The organism is Streptococcus sp. HMSC073A12 (genome assembly GCF_001812815.1).
In the GTDB taxonomy this organism is placed as follows: Bacteria; Bacillota; Bacilli; order Lactobacillales; family Streptococcaceae; genus Streptococcus; species Streptococcus vaginalis.
This window is the reverse complement of record NZ_KV810527.1, coordinates 256,460-272,658: the sequence shown is the minus strand read 5'-3', so window position 1 is coordinate 272,658 and position 16,199 is coordinate 256,460. Positions and strand designations below refer to the sequence as shown.

The window sequence follows — 16,199 nt, the reverse complement described above, 5'->3', positions numbered from 1 at the left end:
TATAGATTTGAAGGGCTTAATAATTAAGATTTTTCAAAATTGAAATCTTTTTGTCCCAAACTCTCGTTTACTTTCTAGAATAAAACTCAATACGCAGTAGTTGAGCGCTCTATATGCACTGATGCTATCAGCTTTTACAGACTTACTCCTCATTTTCTTTATTCTCACATTAATTGATTAAAATCCCAAATCTGATCTACCCATCCTTCGTAGAAGTCAGGCTCATGGCAGACCATGAGAATACTGGCTTTGTACGCTTGGAGAGCGCGTTTGAGTTCATCTTTGGCATCCACATCGAGGTGATTCGTAGGCTCATCCAGTACTAAGACATTATTTTCTCGGTTCATCAGGAGACAGAGGCGGACCTTGGCCTGCTCCCCACCTGAAAGAACCTGGATCTGGCTTTCAATATGCTTTGAGGTCAGACCGCAGCGAGCCAGAGCAGCACGAACTTCCGCTTGATTGAGTGACGGGAAAGCATCCCAAACAGCTTCCAGAGGAGTCTGGCGATTACCACTAGCTGTCTCTTGCTCAAAATAGCCCAATTCCAGATAGTCTCCACGTTCTACTTGACCAGCTATTGGAGGAATGATACCTAGCAAACTCTTTAGCAGGGTGGTTTTTCCGATTCCGTTAGCTCCTATAATGGCAACTTTCTGATTACGCTCAAAAGTTAAATTAAGCGGTGAAGTTAATGGACGATCGTAACCAATTTTCAAATCCTGAGTTTGAAAGATAAAGCGCCCTGGTGTACGAGCCATTTTGAAGTCAAAGGAGGGCTTAGGCTTCTCGCCCTGCAGTTCAATCAGTTCCATTTTGTCTAATTTTTTCTGGCGGGACATGGCCATATTACGGGTCGCCACACGGGCTTTATTGCGAGCTACAAAGTCCTTGAGGTCTGCAATTTCCTTCTGCTGACGCTCATAAGCTGCTTCCAGCTGAGATTTTTTCATCTCGTAGACTTCTAAGAATTGATAATAATCACCAGAATAGCGGGTCAAGTTTTGATTTTCTACATGGTAGACGATATTGATTACATCGTTTAAGAAAGGAATATCATGGGAAATGAGCACGAAAGCATTTTCATAATTTTGCAGATAGCGCTTGAGCCAATCAATATGCTCTGCGTCCAAATAGTTGGTAGGCTCATCTAAGAGCAAGATGTCTGGTTTTTGAAGGAGAAGTTTTGCTAAGAGCACCTTGGTTCGTTGACCTCCAGAAAGAGCGGTGACATCCGTTTCCATACCGTAATCCATAACCCCTAAAGCACGAGCTACCTCATCAATCTTAGCATCTAAAGTATAAAAGTCTCGACTTTCCAATCGCTCCTGCAATTCACCCACTTCTTCCATAAGGACATCAACATCAGCTCCATCTTCTGCCATAGCCAGATATATATCATTGATCCGAGCTTCAGTCTTGAAAAGTTCATCAAAAGCAGTCCGCAACACATCACGCACGGATTGACCTTCTTTCAACACAGCATGCTGATCCAAGTAACCAGCTGTCACATACTTAGACCACTCAACCTTGCCTTCATCTGGCAACAATTGACCAGTTACAATGCTCATAAAGGTGGACTTTCCTTCACCGTTGGCTCCAACTAAGCCGATATGCTCACCCTTCAGCAGACGAAAGGATACATCCTCAAAAATAGCCCGGTCTCCAAAACCGTGGCTGAGATTTTTTACTTCTAAGATACTCATCTTTTCTCCTCTATCATTGATTACAGTTTCTTGATTATACCATCAAAAGGGATTTTTTGGCAAGGTAGAACAAATGAAAAGCGAGACTGCTTCATTCTCGCTTGCTTTCATCTAATTCAAATGATGGGTGTGTTTGGTAATCCACTGGGTTAGCTTGATATTAAGCCAAAAACCATAAATGCCAAAAGTAATGATCGTCAAGAGCCACCACTTCACCCAATTTCCAAAAAGCTGCATCGCAGTACCATCAAAATAGAGACGGTGTCCGTCAATGACTGTGTGCTTAATCTTCCAATTATACAGGATACACATGCCCCAAGGAGCACAGATACCCAACGTCATGACAGTAATCAAAATGGCTAAGATGACATGACCAATGTAAGAAAAGAGGCCACCGTCGAAATAAGATTCTTTATACACTATATTCTCCTTGTCTAAACCAATTCTTTCAGAAATTGAATCAGAGTGTCTGCTGAGCGCTTGCCAGCTTCATGAATAAATTCGTCAAAGCTAATATTGGCGTCATGAGAAGCTGTATCACTCATGGCCCGAATAACCATAAAAGGTAGCCCAATCGAATGCGTAGCCTGAGCGACGGCTGCGCCCTCCATCTCAACCGCTAGAACGTCTGGAAAGTGTCCTTTGATACGGTCAATCTTGTCCTGACTGGCAATAAAGCTATCCCCTGTTGCAATCAAGCCAACGCGACTTGTCTGATGTGTCTTTTCTAAAGTCTTTTTCATCTCAGAAACCAAATAACGGCTCGCTTCAAAATAAAGTGGCTGGCGTGCCATTTGTCCGTATTCATAGCCAAAAGCTGTTACATCTACATCATGGTACACTAGCCGGTCAGCCACTACAATATCGCCGATTTGCAAACCTTCAGCTACCGAACCAGCAGAACCTGTATTGATGACAGCCGTCACTTTAAACTCATTGACCAAAACAGCCACGCTCATAGCAGACATAACCTTGCCGATCCCGCTTTCCACCAGCACAACTTCATGACGACCGATATTTCCCGTATGATAAACATGCCCCAAACGTAAGTGTTTTTCGGCATTTTCCAAGTTTTCCACTAAAATTTTTAGTTCCTCAGGCATGGCCGCAATAATTCCGATTTTCATTATTTCCTCTCATTCTATCACAAAAAAAGCGAAAGTCGAGCTTATCGCTTTTTATAGCCAAATAATAGCAGCAATCAAAGCAATCAAAAGCAGGACAATCCAAAATAGAATTTTGTTTAATTTTGCTTGAAATACTCCACGTTTTGCATTTTCAATGCGTCGGCTTTTGGTTACCGTTGGTTCCACATCAATTTGCAGCGTATCTTGATTGAAGACACTATTTTGAGAGGAATAACCAAACTGGCTTCTAGGCGTTTTTAAAATTTTGGTTTCTTCCTCATCATGCAAAGGTGGACCTGAAATATCTTCACCACGATTTGCCCGTTCAATCATTTCATCTGTTAATAAAGGTCTTCCCATGAGCGTCCCCCTATCTTCGATTCATTTCCATTTCCCAATATTGGAGTGCAATAATAGTTTTTGCATCACAAATACCACCACTAGCAAGGAGAGCTTTCGCTTCTTCCAAGGTCACTTCATAGAGTTCTAACGTCTCGTCCTCATCTTGTGGACGAGGATTTTCAACTTTTGTCAAATGGCTAGCGCTATAAAGTCTGATTCGCTCATTGCAAAAGCCAATTGCCGAATAGAAATCATAGAGCAGTTCTAACTCACCTGTATAACCCGTTTCTTCTTCTAATTCGCGCAAAGCTGCAGCCTTTGGATCTGCATTTTCACCAACTTCTAACTTTCCAGCTGGAATTTCATAAGAGGTTGCTTCAATAGCTTTGCGGTACTGCCTGACCAAAATCATTTTGTCTTCTGGCGTTAGCGCAATAACTGCCACCGCTCCATTATGGAAAATCAAATCACGGTAAGCAGTCCCTTTTCCTGCTGGTAGCTGAACTTTATCCTTGACAAGGTTAAAAATAGGACCTTGATAAATTTCTGTTCGTTTTAGCGTTTTTTCTTCAAAATCCATAGCCGTTCCTACTTATTATCTGGATGATGTGGCAAGCGTTTTGCGTATTCATCTTTGTTAATCTGACGTCCACGTCCGATGGCAATAGCGTCTGCTGGTACATCCTTAGTAATGGTTGAGCCTGCACCTACAAGAGAATTGTCCCCAAGTTCTACCGGCGCAATAATGGTCGAATTAGAACCTACAAAGACATTGTTCCCAATGACGGTCTTAAACTTGTGCTGTCCGTCATAATTAACTGTAATTGTTCCAGCGCCAAAATTGACATTCGCACCCACTTCAGAATTACCAATGTAAGTCAGATGCCCAGCTTTGGTATTTTTACCGATAGAAGAACCTTTCACTTCAACGAAATTACCAACATGTACATTTTTAGCAAGGCTTGAATCTGGGCGAACATGAGCGTAAGGTCCCACCGTTACACCGTCTGCAACCGTAGACTCTTCAATCATCGAATTGGTAATAACCGTTTGTTCACCGATAACAGAGTCAACAATATACGTACCATTTGTCAGAATACTGCCTGCGCCAATTTTCGTTTGCCCTCTCAAGCTAACATTAGCTTCAATTTGTACTTCTGGGTCAATCTGTACATCTGCATCAATATAAGTCGCTTCTGGATTTACAAAGCTAACCCCATTCACCATATGAGCTTGATTGATTCGGCGACGCATAATACTTTCTGCCGTTGCCAATGCCACGCGGTCATTGACACCAAGACTTTCATCAAAATCTTTCAGAGTATAAGCGCCGACTTTTTCGCCATTCTCACGGAAAATGCCGATTACATCTGTGATGTAGTATTCTCCTTGCGCATTATTGGTATTGATATTTTTCAAGGCTTCAAAAAGACGAGCGTTATCAAAAACATACGTTGCTGTATTGATTTCCTTGATTTGCTTTTCAAAATCCGAAGCATCCTTTTGCTCCACAATTTTGATCACTTCTTCATGCTGATTACGGACAATCCGCCCATAACCAAATGGATTTTCCGCTTCTGCTGTCAAAATCGTTGCAACATTTTTGTGGTTGACATGAAAGTTAATCAAATTTTTCAGGCTTTCTCCTGTGATTAAAGGAGTGTCTCCTGCAATGACTAATGTTTGCCCTGCCAAACCTTCCAGCACAGGCTCTGCCATCATCACAGCATGACCAGTTCCTAATTGTTCCGTTTGACGAACAAACTCTGTCTGCCCCGCCAATACCTGCTCCACCAGCTCTGCCTTGTGTCCGACTACTGTCACAGTCTTTTCTGGTGCAATGGCAGCAACACTTCTAAATACGTGTTCTAACATCGAAATTCCAGCAACTTTGTGAAGCACTTTTGGTAAATCTGATTTCATGCGAGTGCCTTTTCCAGCTGCTAAAATAATTGCATAGTTTGTCATAATAGTTCCTTTTATCAAAATAAATTTATTTTATTATAGCATTTTTTATATCATTTGTTAAGATTCTCTCTGTAATGCTTTAATCCGCATCTTTTATATCGGATAAACCTTGCAAAACTCCTCCAAGACCACGCCCGTCTCCTCTGAGAAAGCTAAGCCGGCTTCAGCCATCCATTCCGTGAAGAGTTCCTCATGCACCTGCCGCCAGTAAGCCAAAGATTTATCTCCCTCTCCTTCTTTAAAAGCGTGCTCTGCAGACACTTGATTGAAAGGGACAACCGTTACCTTGGTAACTTTAATGATGCAGACAGCTTGACCTTGACCGTCTAAAATCACATCAAAGGTTCCTGCTTGAGGAATCGGCTCACCATCTATCTGATACAAATCGTAGGCAGAAGCTGTCGCACTCTTCTCTCTTTTCAAAACTAAATCCGCCAGCTGATCTGGCTCTACACCAAATGCCCAAGCATCAATGTCATCACCAATTGCGGGGTTGATTATTTTGTATTCATTCCATAATTGTTCTGGGGTCATGGTTTCTCCTATCTGTAATTTTAACTCATAAGCTGGGTAAGCTCCTAAGCATTGATAACCTAGCTTTTCAGCTATTTTCTTTGAGGCTTCATTGTGGGCGTCCCAGAGCGGAAAAACGCCGCATTGCAGGGATGCCAAAATCATCTTCGCCCCAAGAACAGTAGCTAAACCTTGCTGTTGATAAGTCGGTTTTGTTGCAATCTCAATTTCAATGGCTTTTTGGTAGACAAGTGCTGTCGAGACCCCAGCGACGATTTCCTGACCCTTCCGGATCACAAAGCCAAAAGCTCCGCCTTCTTGAAAGTCTTTAAAAGTTGCAAAATTCCCCTGCAAATCCTGAGACCATTCTTCCTGAGCTAGTTCTTGATAGGTTCTTTGATCAATTGCCTCCATACAGAACTGCTCCGATAACTGCTCCACGATGTTTTTCAAAACCTTGTCATCAAAATCTGCCTCATCTTTAAAAGCATAACGGGTAAAAGGAGATAAGGCTGGACAAGAGGACAAGCAGCCTTGCCAAGAAGCCTCTTCAGATATGAGAATGCGGTAGTCTGGCTTACAAAAGTCCCTATAATCCGCCAGTAATGCCATATCTGCCTGCCCAGCCAAAAAGAGAAAATCTCCTTGTTCATACAAAACGGCAGTCTCGTCTTTATTTGTATAAAACTGCCCTAACTTCGCCTTCAAACTATATCTCACCATGTTCTTTTGCCAATGTTGGAAACATTCCTGCAGTCTTGGCTCAATGCTCACTGCTTTCATTCTACTTGCCTCTTCACTTCAAACTCCAGCCACCGTCAATCTTGACAATCTCGCCCTGCATGGACTGAGCTTTTCCCGAGGCGAGAAAGAGGGTCAACTCGGCAACTTCTTCTGGTTCTATCCAACGCTTGATGGGAGTTTCGTCTGCTACCCATTGGGCTAAGCCTCCCGGCTCAAAGTCCGTTGCTGTCATACTTGTTTTAACTGCGCCCGGTGCAATCCCAAAAACCTGCACTCCCTGCTCCGCATAATCCAGTGCCAACTGTTTGGTAAATCCTGCCAGAGCATGCTTGGAAGAAGTGTAAGCATGACCACCACCGCCAGCTAAGCTAGATGCAATTGAGCACATATTGATGATGATGCCTGATTGTTTCTTCAGCATCTGCGTCAGATAATAACGAGTTAGCTCTACTGGTGTTACATAGTTAATCTCGAAAATTTCTTGGATCTCCTGAGCAGTCTGCTCCAGTAAGGGCTTGTAGTCATCCAGCACTCCAGCTGTATTACAGAAGACATCTACTTGCGAACACCAAGCAAAAACTGGTTGAAGTCCTAACGTCAAATCTTGTTGAAGGAAATAAAAATCCCCTGTCAAACTTGGCTTTTCAGACCGGTCTACACCGTATACGCGCCAGCCATTTTCCAAAAAAAGCTGCGCCTGAGCCAGACCAATCCCTGAGCTAACACCTGTCACCAAAACCGTCCTAGTCATGGACTTCCACCCAGTCATCTGCTAATACGTCACAAGGCGTCGGACTCCACATGGAAAAGCCTTCTCCCTCGCCTGATACATTGATGAGAAAATAAGGCGTCACTTCAAGCGCCACTCCGTTCTGCTCAATACTGTCAAAAAGCTGGACATAATTCTCGGCACCGCCCCAGCCTGTGCGGACATATTTCTTTTTGGCTTTCAAACCCGGTAAAATTTCTTCAAATGTCATGATATACCTCTTTCTGCTTTTCATATTACTAGTATAGCAAAATATATTGCCAATCGCTGGTTTTTCCTTGCCTTTTGCTGTTACTTCTGTTAGACTAGCAAGAGTAAATGAATTTTGAGTGAGTATTTTTGTTTTTCATCTTTACTTTTTCTATTTTTTACGCAACATTTTAGAGAAAGGAAGTAAGATGTATGGCACAAGGTACAGTAAAATGGTTCAATGCTGAAAAAGGCTTCGGCTTTATTTCACAAGAAAACGGGCCAGACGTATTTGCTCACTTTTCAGCGATTCAATCCGACGGATTCAAATCACTGAATGAAGGCGAAAAAGTAACTTTTGACATTGAAGAAGGTCAACGTGGTCTTCAAGCAGTCAATATTACAAAATTAGCATAAGACAAGAAAAGGCTGGGCAAAAAGTGTCCCAGCTTCTATCATATTTATTAATAAACGAATAACGTAGCTTCAACATTCAGTGAATTGTTGAAGGCGGGAAATCAGCCTTGCACAGCAAGCCACCGTGATTGGACTCTTCATTCGCTTTTCAAGATCGGAAGAGCACCTTTGACGAAAACTTCGTTTTCTTCATCTGCAACCTTAAACAGTTTGATAACTGTTTAAGCACCCTTGCAGGGGTGGGACTACGAACTAAAAATTTTCTATTTTTAGTTCTGTCCCACTCCCTTTTTTTCTCAAATAACGATAACTGCAACAGAAGTCAATCTCATACTTTCCCTATTTGATTGTCAAACTTTATTCCACTTTCTATCTGCGTCCATTTTATCTGCTTTCGCTTTCAGCAATCGGATGAACTCTTTATTACTTCCCTTATTTATAATGGCATTCATCACTATCTTTCTTTGCAACAGCTTGTTGAGATTATCTTTTGGAATTTGGTCTAATAATTCTTCCCAACTGCGTTTCGTTAAACGGTTCAAATTCTTTAGGGCACTTGCTTCCAACCTTTTTATTTCCGCTTCATGTTCAGGATAACCCATACCAAACTCACCATCAAATAGTTTATCTAATGTATATTGCAGGTTCAATTCGCCTTGCCAACCAAAATTTAAGTCGAGTGGCAGGGAAGCAACATTTCCTCCATTGATGCGTCCAAAGAGGAACGCGTCTTGAGGATTTTCTATATAACCACACAAAAGATCCGGTAAACTATTACAGGCAAGCATCATACCTTGACCTGAGGAACATCCTGTTACGACAAAATCGACTGCTCCGCTTTCCATTAAGAAACTGATCAAGATCGCTATTTCAACATAAGAATACTGCTCGTTCTCCTCCTCAAAAATACCAAAATTCAGCACTTCGTCAGACGATTGGACTGCTTTTTTTACAGATTCAAATAGCAGCAAATTCATATTTCTTCGAGTGGTTCCTTGGATAACCGCAACTCTCATTTCAACTCCTTTTCCATTTTGATAAAAAGGTAACTATCGCCATTGCTTTCCTGAGGCTGCCGTCCGATTACGTTGAAACCACAATTGAGATAAAGCCTTTGAGCTCTTTGATTAAAATCTGCAACTGAGAGAGTCAGGATTTGCACTGAAATGTTTTCCTCGATAAACCGTAAAATCGTTTGTAAAAACTCTTTGCCTTGACCTTTGCCACAATACTCTGGCTTCATGCCTAAACCTAGCTCCTGCTTGGCCTTGTCAACTGGAAAAAGGCAAAAAAAGCCATATAATTCATCATTTTTGAGAACCTGATAATAGTGATCACCACGCGCTTCAGGAGATAAAATTTCTTCATAATCCTCAGAATCTGCTTGCATATCATAAAAAGCATAGATGCCTTCGTAATGCCAATGATTCGCAATTTCTTCTGCATTGCTTTGACTTAATGGTTCAATTTTCATAGATTTCCTTTCTTAAAATTCCCAATAAAAACGTTTCTGATCAGCTTTTTCCTCACAGCCCAGTTTTCGATAAAATTCATGGGCTTCAGTTCGAGAAATGCCAGAGTTTATGCGAATACCTGCATAGCCTGCAGCTGAACCCTCTTCACGCACGACTCGCATAAGCGATCTGCCATGTCCCTGTCCTTGAAAGTCTGGAGCAACAGCCAAAGCCAACAGATTGAGCAAAGATGAAAAGTAAAGGCAGTCATAACGACAAGCGTGGGCATAACCGACAAGTTGACCTGCTGCATTTTCTGCCACCAAGATAAAATGATCTGACCTATCCAATATAACAAAAAACAGCGGTAATCGCTGTTTAGAGATTATTTCGATATTTGCTCTAGTAACCAAGTTCTAGCATCATTCAATGGTGTGGTTGCAGCAATATCTGGCTCGATTGGAGTATTTTCATAACGATTACCCTTTCGGTCAATAATCCGAGAAACCGTCAGCTGAATTGTTGCCCCGTCATAAAGAGAATAAACCATATTTCCTGTTGTATAGCCAGCTGTTGGCTTGCCAAAAATTTTAACGTTTGGTAAGCCTTTGAAAGCTAATGTCGTCATTTCACCAGAGCTAGCTGTATTACCATTAACTAGAATTGCTATAGGAATTGTTTTGGAACTGCTATTTGAATTTTCTTCTGTCTGCTTGCTTGCCAATATTTGTGATAAAGTAGTACCTATTTTTTGACCATTTACATATTCAAATTGAAAGAGAGTATCATTAGGCAAAATAAGCAGCTAATCCACCAATCATAGGATACATATTGCCACCGCTATTATTCTCCAAATCCACAATTACTCCCTTGTAAGTTTCCTTAGTTAGTGCCCGATTTAGGATCGTTTGATAAGCCTTAGCTTCTTTCTCGTTTCCCATAAAAGGAGGTAATTTCAAGTAAAGAATGCCATTCTCATTTTTTACAACAGGAAGCTGACTTTCTTCCTTTTGTGAAGTTTTAAATTCCTTCGGTGTATAAAAATAAGAATGTTTTCCTCCCGATAGTTTTGTCATTTTCTTTAGAATTGGATAGGTATCTGCATAAGTTTTGGCAGATTTGACTTCTTTTAATGTTTTTTCCTTTTCTTGTGACCAATTTTCATCAATATAAAGAGCAGAATTCATCTTATTTAGAGCAGATTTTGCGTATTGCTCAGGACTAGGTGGTAAAAGATAGATATCATCATTAGGACCGAAATATAACACTGCTCCCAATGCCGCTAAAAGCAATACTCCTAGCACACCTAGACAACCAATACATCCCTTTTTCATTTTTTCCTCCATCACTTACTTTATTATCACTATTATATGGAAAAATGAGAGTGGGACAGAAATCAATAATTCGAAGAATTTGATTTCGTCGTCCCACCTCCGCACAGTTGGTTAGGATAGCCGTTATCACCGGTATAACAAGAGATAAGGATATCCAACCAACCACTGCGTCTTACAACCCAAACTATAAAATGCATGAAGCTGGGGCTTTTCCCTAACCTCATCTTACAATTTACAATTATTTCTTACATTTTTGTAAGATAAACTCATCAATTGATTTCCGAATGTTGGTAGCCATAGATAAAATAAATAATTGTTCCGACTAGTAAGGCAAGGCCGAATGCTAGCCAAGTATCAGAGCCATATTGGGTCATGAAAGACAGGCAAATAATAATGGATAAGATTGGCGTCAGAGGTACCAGAGGAGTTTTAAACTCCCCTGCTTGAGGAAGTCCTTTATCCTTGCGCAACTTCAAAATAGCCACTGCTAACAAAATCAGATAAGCCAAGGTGCAGATATTTAGAAAAGATGCGATACTGGCTAACGGGAAAATACCAGCACATACTGCCGCAGCTATCCCTACCAAAATCGTAGCATTTTTCGGTACCCGACTAGTGGCAGTTAATTTTCTGAAAGACTTTGGCAACAAACCGTCACGCGCAATGCTGTAAATCATACGCGACAGAGCATAAGTCATGGAAATGCAAACGGTAATCAAAGTTAAAATCGCTACCACTGACACATAATTAGCCGCCCAGCCAAGCCCAGCACTGCGAAGCGCAAAAGCGACAGCATCTGCTACATCTAGCTTGCTATAGTGAACAATCCCTGTCAAAACTAGTGTCACCAATATATAAAGCACCGTTACAATAGACAAAGACAGCACAATCCCTCGTGGAACATTCTTTTGTGGCTCCTTAATCTCGTCCACTGCCATAGAAATAGACTCGAAACCTAGAAAAGCAAAGAACATCAGAGAAGCACCAGCCATAATTCCAACATTACCACCATATAATTTTCCAAAGCCAAATGGGGCAAAATGAGACCAATTTTCAGGTTTAATAAAGAAAATCCCTACAAAGATAAAAAGGGCAAGCGCCGAAAACTTCAAGACAACCAAAGCAGAATTAAATCGCAGAGCTGCTTTAGAATTTAATAAAACCACACCTGTTACAAATACCAAAACAAGAATCGGCAGTAAGTCTACATAGGTTCCCACTTGCGGATTAAAGGTTCCATTAAGCGCTCTTGGCATACTCAAACCAAATCCATTCAGCAAGCCTTTCAAATAGGAAGCCCAACCAGAGGCAACACTAGATACCGCCGTCATAAATTCCATAATGGTCAGCCAACCTGCTATCCAAGCTGGAAATTCTCCAAAAACAGCATAGAGATAGCTATAAGCACCTCCATTTGCAGGAATTCTTGACGCAAATTCTGCATAAAAGAAAGCAGAAATACTCACGCAAAGAGCAGAAATAATAATCGAAATCACCAAAGCTGGACCAGCTAGAGTTGCAGCCGCCGTTCCAGTAATAGTGAAAATACCCGTTCCCACCATAGCGCCAATTCCTAACAAAATCAAATCAAGCAACCGTAAATGACGACGCATGCCAGTCCGATCTCTACTGACATCTTTTTTACGAAAAATATTCATCCTAAACTCCAATTTATTAGATTGAATTATTCTACCATAAAAGCAATCAAAAAGGAATCAAACGTCCCTCTTTTTTGTTAAATAAATTGAAAAAGGAGCAAGAATAGCCCTACTCCTTTTCACTATTATCCGTACCTATCGCTAACTCACATCGACACAATTCTACGATAACTGCGTGATGTGATGAAAAAGACAAGTACATAGACGATAAAGAAAACAGCACAAACGCCAAGCGTAACTTCCAACATCAATGTAGCATTTACGACACCCAGCACTTTCAACATGAGACTCAGCATATGATAAGCAAATGCCAGATGCACAAAAGCGAAAGCAAGCGGTAAGAAGAACACAGTCAAAATTTGTTTGCGAATGGCGCGCTTGGTCTGCTTTTCATCTAATCCTACCTTTTGTAAAATTACAAAGCGATCGCGGTCTTCATACCCTTCTGAAATCTGTTTGTAGTAGATTACCAAAACCGTTCCCAGCATAAAGACAATTGAAAGGAAAATACCAATAAATAAAACGCCACCTAACATACTCATAATTTCCTGCACACCTTGGATTCTTGTATAACCATACACACCGGCATTATCGGGGAGCGTCGTATTGAACTGTTTCAGCTTCTTCTGGTAAGCTGTATCCAAATCGCCCTTTTTCTTATTAGAAGCCCTGATATTCAAACCGCCATATAATTCTGTATTAATCGTGTAATGTTGCTTTTGTGAATCCACCAATTTTTGTGGGTCATTGACCACCATAAAAAGTGACTGCGGCACAATGATATTATACTGATCTACGACATTTCCAAGAACAAAGTCCTCTGTTAAAAGTTCTTTCACTGTCAATTCTTGTCCAATCAGTTTAAGAGGTTGATCTTGTTTAATAGACATTCCTTTTGCAAAGATTGCTGTCTCATTATCTTTTAAATTCAATATTTTGCCCGTCATTTTCCGATAATCATCAGCTGAAAACAGCAGAATATAAGCCTGTGGAGAAACTCGTGTTTCACCTTTTGGATAAATATCAAGCTGATTGCCCTTTTGATTTTTAATTCCCATCGAATAATATTGATAAGCATTTTTCTTAGTGACTGTTAAATGATTCTCTTTTGCAAATTCTGTCAATGCCTGATCCAATTGAGCAGCTGACACTCCCTTCCCCTTTATCGTATAATCTTGGGGATACATCACGCTTTTAAGATAACCAGCACCTGCATAAATATTGACACCTCCAGCCAAGGTGACCAAAACCATCGTTGAAAGAATCGCAATCGTTGCCAATCCCACTGCATTTTTCTTCATCCGAAAAATCAAATTGGACACAGAAATCATATTATTAGGTTGATAATAATACCGTTTATTTTTCTGAAGCAACCGTAAAAATACCGTAACTCCTGCATTGAACAGCAGATAAGTCCCTAAAATAACAAAGAGAACAGCTATAAAAAATATACCAATTGCTGTCAATGGATTTTTGACACTCAGAGCTAGGTAATAAGCATAGCCTAAAGAAATCGATCCAATAATCGTTTGAATCAGAAGAAATCGTCCTTTTCTTTCACCACTATTCTTTTCCTTGGCCAATTGCAAAGCATTAAAACGTAGAATCCTCAAACCGTTGACAAGCACCAAGCCCGCAAAAATAACGCCATAGATGACAACAACTGAAATAAGAACTAACCATTGAAACGTGGATACTAGGACAACTTTTAACCCCATTAATTTCAGTAAAAAAGCATAAATCAGTTTATCAAATACAATACCAAATCCAAGACCAATCGTGACAGTCGTCGCTCCTAAAATCAATAACTCAATGAACACCATGGTAAAGAGATGACGTTTATTAAGCCCTAGCATTCCATAAAGACCTAGCTCTTTCGAACGGTTTTTCATGACGAAACTATTAGCATAAAAAACGATAATCGCTGCAGCAATCGTCACAATAATCACTCCAAGAGCCAAGACAAATGAAATAGAACTTGCCCCCTGCATTTTTTGTAAATGAGGATTAAACGTTAAAGAATTAAAAATATATGAAATAGCGACGACTAAACAAGTTGCCAACGTAAATGGATAGTATAATCTACGATTTTTCACTAGGTTAGAAACCGCTAATTTTCCCGCTAATCTAAGCACCTTGATTCACCTCGCTTGCCATAACCCTTAAGGTATCAGAAATCTCTTGGAACATCTGGCGCTTGGTCTTATCTCCTCGGAAGATTTGATTGTACAAAATTCCGTCCTTGATGAACAGTACGCGCTTAGCACGGCTTGCCGCAGAAGTCGAGTGCGTTACCATAAGAATCGTCTGTCCGCGGTCATTGATGTCATCAAATACATCTAAAAGCGCCGCAGAAGACTTAGAATCGAGCGCCCCTGTTGGCTCGTCTGCCAGCAGAATTTCTGGATTGGTGATAATAGCACGCGCTACTGCCACCCGCTGCTTTTGACCACCGGAAATTTCATAGGGGAATTTTTCCTGCAATTGGTTAATCCCCAGTTCATTACAAGTAGTAACCAACTTTTGCATCATTTCTGTAATCGGACGGCGCGACAAGACGAGCGGCAAGAGGATATTGTCCTTGACCGAGAGCGTGTCTAACAGGTTGAAATCTTGAAAAACGAAACCTAATTTTTCCCGACGGAAGCTCGAAGCTTGACTGTTTTTAATCGTCGCTGTATCCGTGCCATTAAGAAAGACGCGTCCTTCGGTTGGCTTGTCTAGCATGGCAAGAATATTGAGCAGAGTGGATTTCCCAGAACCCGACTCGCCCATGATAGCGACATAATCACCTTCATCTACTGTAAAATGAATGTCTTTCAATGCTTCTACTTGATTGCCTTGAAAGCGAGTTTTGTAAATTTTCTTCACGTGTTGTACGTCTAATAGTGTCATCATTTTCTCCTTTTTTAAAATCTAAAATATAACTGTTGCGCTGATTGACTCACTTCATAGCCAAATTGCGCTTTTCCAATATCTTTTACGTTTGTCTGAAGCAATTGACTGTCTTGTTTCAATAAAATTTTACCATATTTCATCTTGTTCTCCTTTTTTGATACTACTTTGCAGCGAATTGCTCGCTGCAAGACTATGATTTACTCATTTTTGAACGAGGTAAGCAATGCAAGTAATCAACCATAAGTGAGCTGGATAAAAGATATAAAAGAAATACTTGCTCCACTTAGTCACAGAACCGCGTTCGCCATTATAGAGTGAAATGAAAGGCAGTACTGTGATAAAAAGCCAATCGGAATTATAAAACATCATTAACAGCGTATCGCTCCATGTCGGGTAAATCTGAATACTCATACAAAATAGGACAACCGCTAAAATACCATACAGAAGATTGCGGAGATTTCTCTTTTCTCTACAAGTATAGGTGATCAACATAAATGGAATAATGACCATGCCGCTTTCTGTCACAAAACCAGCAAGCAAGCAAACAACAAGTCCTAAGATAAAGCGGATGGGCTGCCGTTTAATGTTAATTAGGTCGTCATTGGGCGAAATTCCAAAAAAGAGAATTAGCGCAAGTACACCGCAAGCTAACGTTAGGAAAATATTATTATATATCTGAACTCCTTTAGAGTGAAACAGCAAATTGAGAATAGTATTTCCAACAAACATGATCATTGCCCAGAAAAAGAGACGCAGATTGTAAAGCAAGCGACTCCGTGTGTATCGAAACCCTTCTACTGCTGCGAAAGCGAACCAAACAGCTACACAACGTGTCAAAGCATGAAAAATTCCCTCCCATTCACCAGACAGTAAGCCTGGTATTTTCCCAAGATGATCAAAAACCATTAATAAAGCCATGAAGAGCTTCAGCTGAAAAGCATTCAATCCTTTTGTTTTTATGACTACCTCCTTTATCAAACATTGTTTATTTTCTAATCTTATGATACAAAAAAAGAAAGGCTGCTACCATAACATAACCTTTCATTTTTAGATATCAACCTTACACTTTTGTAAGATTGC

General features: G+C 40.6%; 19 protein-coding genes and 2 pseudogenes. 1 reads left to right on the top strand and 20 read right to left on the bottom strand.

The features are described from left to right. Positions 1–164: 164 nt before the first annotated feature. The 10 genes and pseudogenes from HMPREF2876_RS02100 to HMPREF2876_RS02060 form a co-directional block, all read right to left on the bottom strand. Complete coding sequence (locus HMPREF2876_RS02100; RefSeq protein WP_024051999.1) at positions 165–1,706, bottom strand: ABC-F family ATP-binding cassette domain-containing protein; 1,542 nt, start codon at positions 1,704–1,706, stop codon at positions 165–167. Between the two features lie 111 nt (positions 1,707–1,817). After that, a complete protein-coding gene (locus HMPREF2876_RS02095; RefSeq protein WP_024052000.1) occupies positions 1,818–2,126 on the bottom strand; it encodes a DUF898 family protein in 309 nt (102 codons plus the stop codon). Positions 2,127–2,140: 14 nt separating this feature from the next. Continuing rightward, the gene (locus HMPREF2876_RS02090; RefSeq protein WP_024052001.1) at positions 2,141–2,833 is read right to left on the bottom strand and encodes a 5'-methylthioadenosine/adenosylhomocysteine nucleosidase; all 693 of its coding nucleotides are present in this window, start codon (positions 2,831–2,833) and stop codon (positions 2,141–2,143) included. Positions 2,834–2,884: 51 nt separating this feature from the next. Then, the gene (gene macP, locus HMPREF2876_RS02085) at positions 2,885–3,193 is read right to left on the bottom strand and encodes a cell wall synthase accessory phosphoprotein MacP (protein ID WP_024052002.1); all 309 of its coding nucleotides are present in this window, start codon (positions 3,191–3,193) and stop codon (positions 2,885–2,887) included. A gap of 10 nt (positions 3,194–3,203) precedes the next feature. Continuing rightward, a complete protein-coding gene (locus HMPREF2876_RS02080) occupies positions 3,204–3,755 on the bottom strand; it encodes an NUDIX hydrolase (protein WP_024052003.1) in 552 nt (183 codons plus the stop codon). A gap of 8 nt (positions 3,756–3,763) precedes the next feature. Further along, positions 3,764–5,143 carry a bifunctional UDP-N-acetylglucosamine diphosphorylase/glucosamine-1-phosphate N-acetyltransferase GlmU gene (gene glmU / locus HMPREF2876_RS02075; RefSeq protein ID WP_024052004.1) on the bottom strand — a complete coding sequence of 460 codons (1,380 nt, stop codon included), beginning with the start codon at positions 5,141–5,143 and terminating at the stop codon, positions 3,764–3,766. A 93-nt stretch (positions 5,144–5,236) separates the two neighbouring features. After that, on the bottom strand, positions 5,237–5,677 hold the full coding sequence (locus HMPREF2876_RS10820) for an ASCH domain-containing protein (protein WP_042754033.1): 441 nt from the start codon (positions 5,675–5,677) through the stop codon (positions 5,237–5,239). A 39-nt stretch (positions 5,678–5,716) separates the two neighbouring features. Then, a pseudogene (locus HMPREF2876_RS10815) lies at positions 5,717–6,439 on the bottom strand (GNAT family N-acetyltransferase); the annotation flags it as partial. Between the two features lie 13 nt (positions 6,440–6,452). Next, positions 6,453–7,151, bottom strand: coding sequence for a 3-oxoacyl-ACP reductase (locus HMPREF2876_RS02065; protein WP_024052006.1), 699 nt, complete (start codon positions 7,149–7,151; stop codon positions 6,453–6,455). After that, positions 7,144–7,380 carry a DUF2829 domain-containing protein gene (locus HMPREF2876_RS02060; protein ID WP_024052007.1) on the bottom strand — a complete coding sequence of 79 codons (237 nt, stop codon included), beginning with the start codon at positions 7,378–7,380 and terminating at the stop codon, positions 7,144–7,146. Before HMPREF2876_RS02060 ends, HMPREF2876_RS02065 begins: the two co-directional genes overlap by 8 nt. Positions 7,381–7,571: 191 nt before the next feature. Between HMPREF2876_RS02060 and HMPREF2876_RS02055 the strand changes: the two genes are divergently transcribed. Beyond that, complete coding sequence (locus HMPREF2876_RS02055; RefSeq protein ID WP_003032129.1) at positions 7,572–7,775, top strand: cold-shock protein; 204 nt, start codon at positions 7,572–7,574, stop codon at positions 7,773–7,775. A gap of 350 nt (positions 7,776–8,125) precedes the next feature. On the opposite strand, the gene HMPREF2876_RS02050 is transcribed toward HMPREF2876_RS02055, so the two are convergent. The 10 genes and pseudogenes from HMPREF2876_RS02050 to HMPREF2876_RS02015 all read right to left on the bottom strand — a co-directional run bounded on the left by HMPREF2876_RS02050 (position 8,126) and on the right by HMPREF2876_RS02015 (position 16,079). Continuing rightward, positions 8,126–8,791, bottom strand: a complete 666-nt coding sequence (locus HMPREF2876_RS02050) for an RpiB/LacA/LacB family sugar-phosphate isomerase (protein ID WP_024052008.1) — start codon at positions 8,789–8,791, stop codon at positions 8,126–8,128. Continuing rightward, entirely contained in the window at positions 8,788–9,249 is a 462-nt protein-coding gene (locus HMPREF2876_RS02045; protein ID WP_024052009.1) for a GNAT family N-acetyltransferase, read from the bottom strand. The genes HMPREF2876_RS02050 and HMPREF2876_RS02045 overlap by 4 nt, the downstream gene beginning before the upstream one ends. 12 nt (positions 9,250–9,261) lie before the next feature. Continuing rightward, positions 9,262–9,582 (bottom strand): annotated as a pseudogene (locus HMPREF2876_RS02040) (GNAT family N-acetyltransferase); the annotation flags it as partial. Positions 9,583–9,614: 32 nt separating this feature from the next. After that, positions 9,615–10,025, bottom strand: coding sequence for a S41 family peptidase (locus HMPREF2876_RS10810; protein WP_261674193.1), 411 nt, complete (start codon positions 10,023–10,025; stop codon positions 9,615–9,617). Beyond that, positions 10,018–10,563: a S41 family peptidase gene (locus HMPREF2876_RS10805; RefSeq protein WP_024052012.1), complete on the bottom strand. Its 546-nt coding sequence runs from the start codon at positions 10,561–10,563 to the stop codon at positions 10,018–10,020. The genes HMPREF2876_RS10810 and HMPREF2876_RS10805 overlap by 8 nt, the downstream gene beginning before the upstream one ends. A 269-nt stretch (positions 10,564–10,832) precedes the next feature. Then, entirely contained in the window at positions 10,833–12,221 is a 1,389-nt protein-coding gene (locus HMPREF2876_RS02030; protein ID WP_024052013.1) for an APC family permease, read from the bottom strand. A 146-nt stretch (positions 12,222–12,367) separates the two neighbouring features. Then, positions 12,368–14,356 carry an ABC transporter permease gene (locus tag HMPREF2876_RS02025; protein ID WP_070241573.1) on the bottom strand — a complete coding sequence of 663 codons (1,989 nt, stop codon included), beginning with the start codon at positions 14,354–14,356 and terminating at the stop codon, positions 12,368–12,370. Then, positions 14,349–15,116: an ABC transporter ATP-binding protein gene (locus tag HMPREF2876_RS02020; RefSeq protein WP_070241572.1), complete on the bottom strand. Its 768-nt coding sequence runs from the start codon at positions 15,114–15,116 to the stop codon at positions 14,349–14,351. The genes HMPREF2876_RS02025 and HMPREF2876_RS02020 overlap by 8 nt, the downstream gene beginning before the upstream one ends. Before the next feature lie 14 nt (positions 15,117–15,130). Beyond that, positions 15,131–15,259: a hypothetical protein gene (locus HMPREF2876_RS10800; protein WP_024052016.1), complete on the bottom strand. Its 129-nt coding sequence runs from the start codon at positions 15,257–15,259 to the stop codon at positions 15,131–15,133. Between the two features lie 61 nt (positions 15,260–15,320). Continuing rightward, positions 15,321–16,079, bottom strand: a complete 759-nt coding sequence (locus HMPREF2876_RS02015) for a TraX family protein (protein ID WP_042754036.1) — start codon at positions 16,077–16,079, stop codon at positions 15,321–15,323. Positions 16,080–16,199 lie beyond the last annotated feature (120 nt).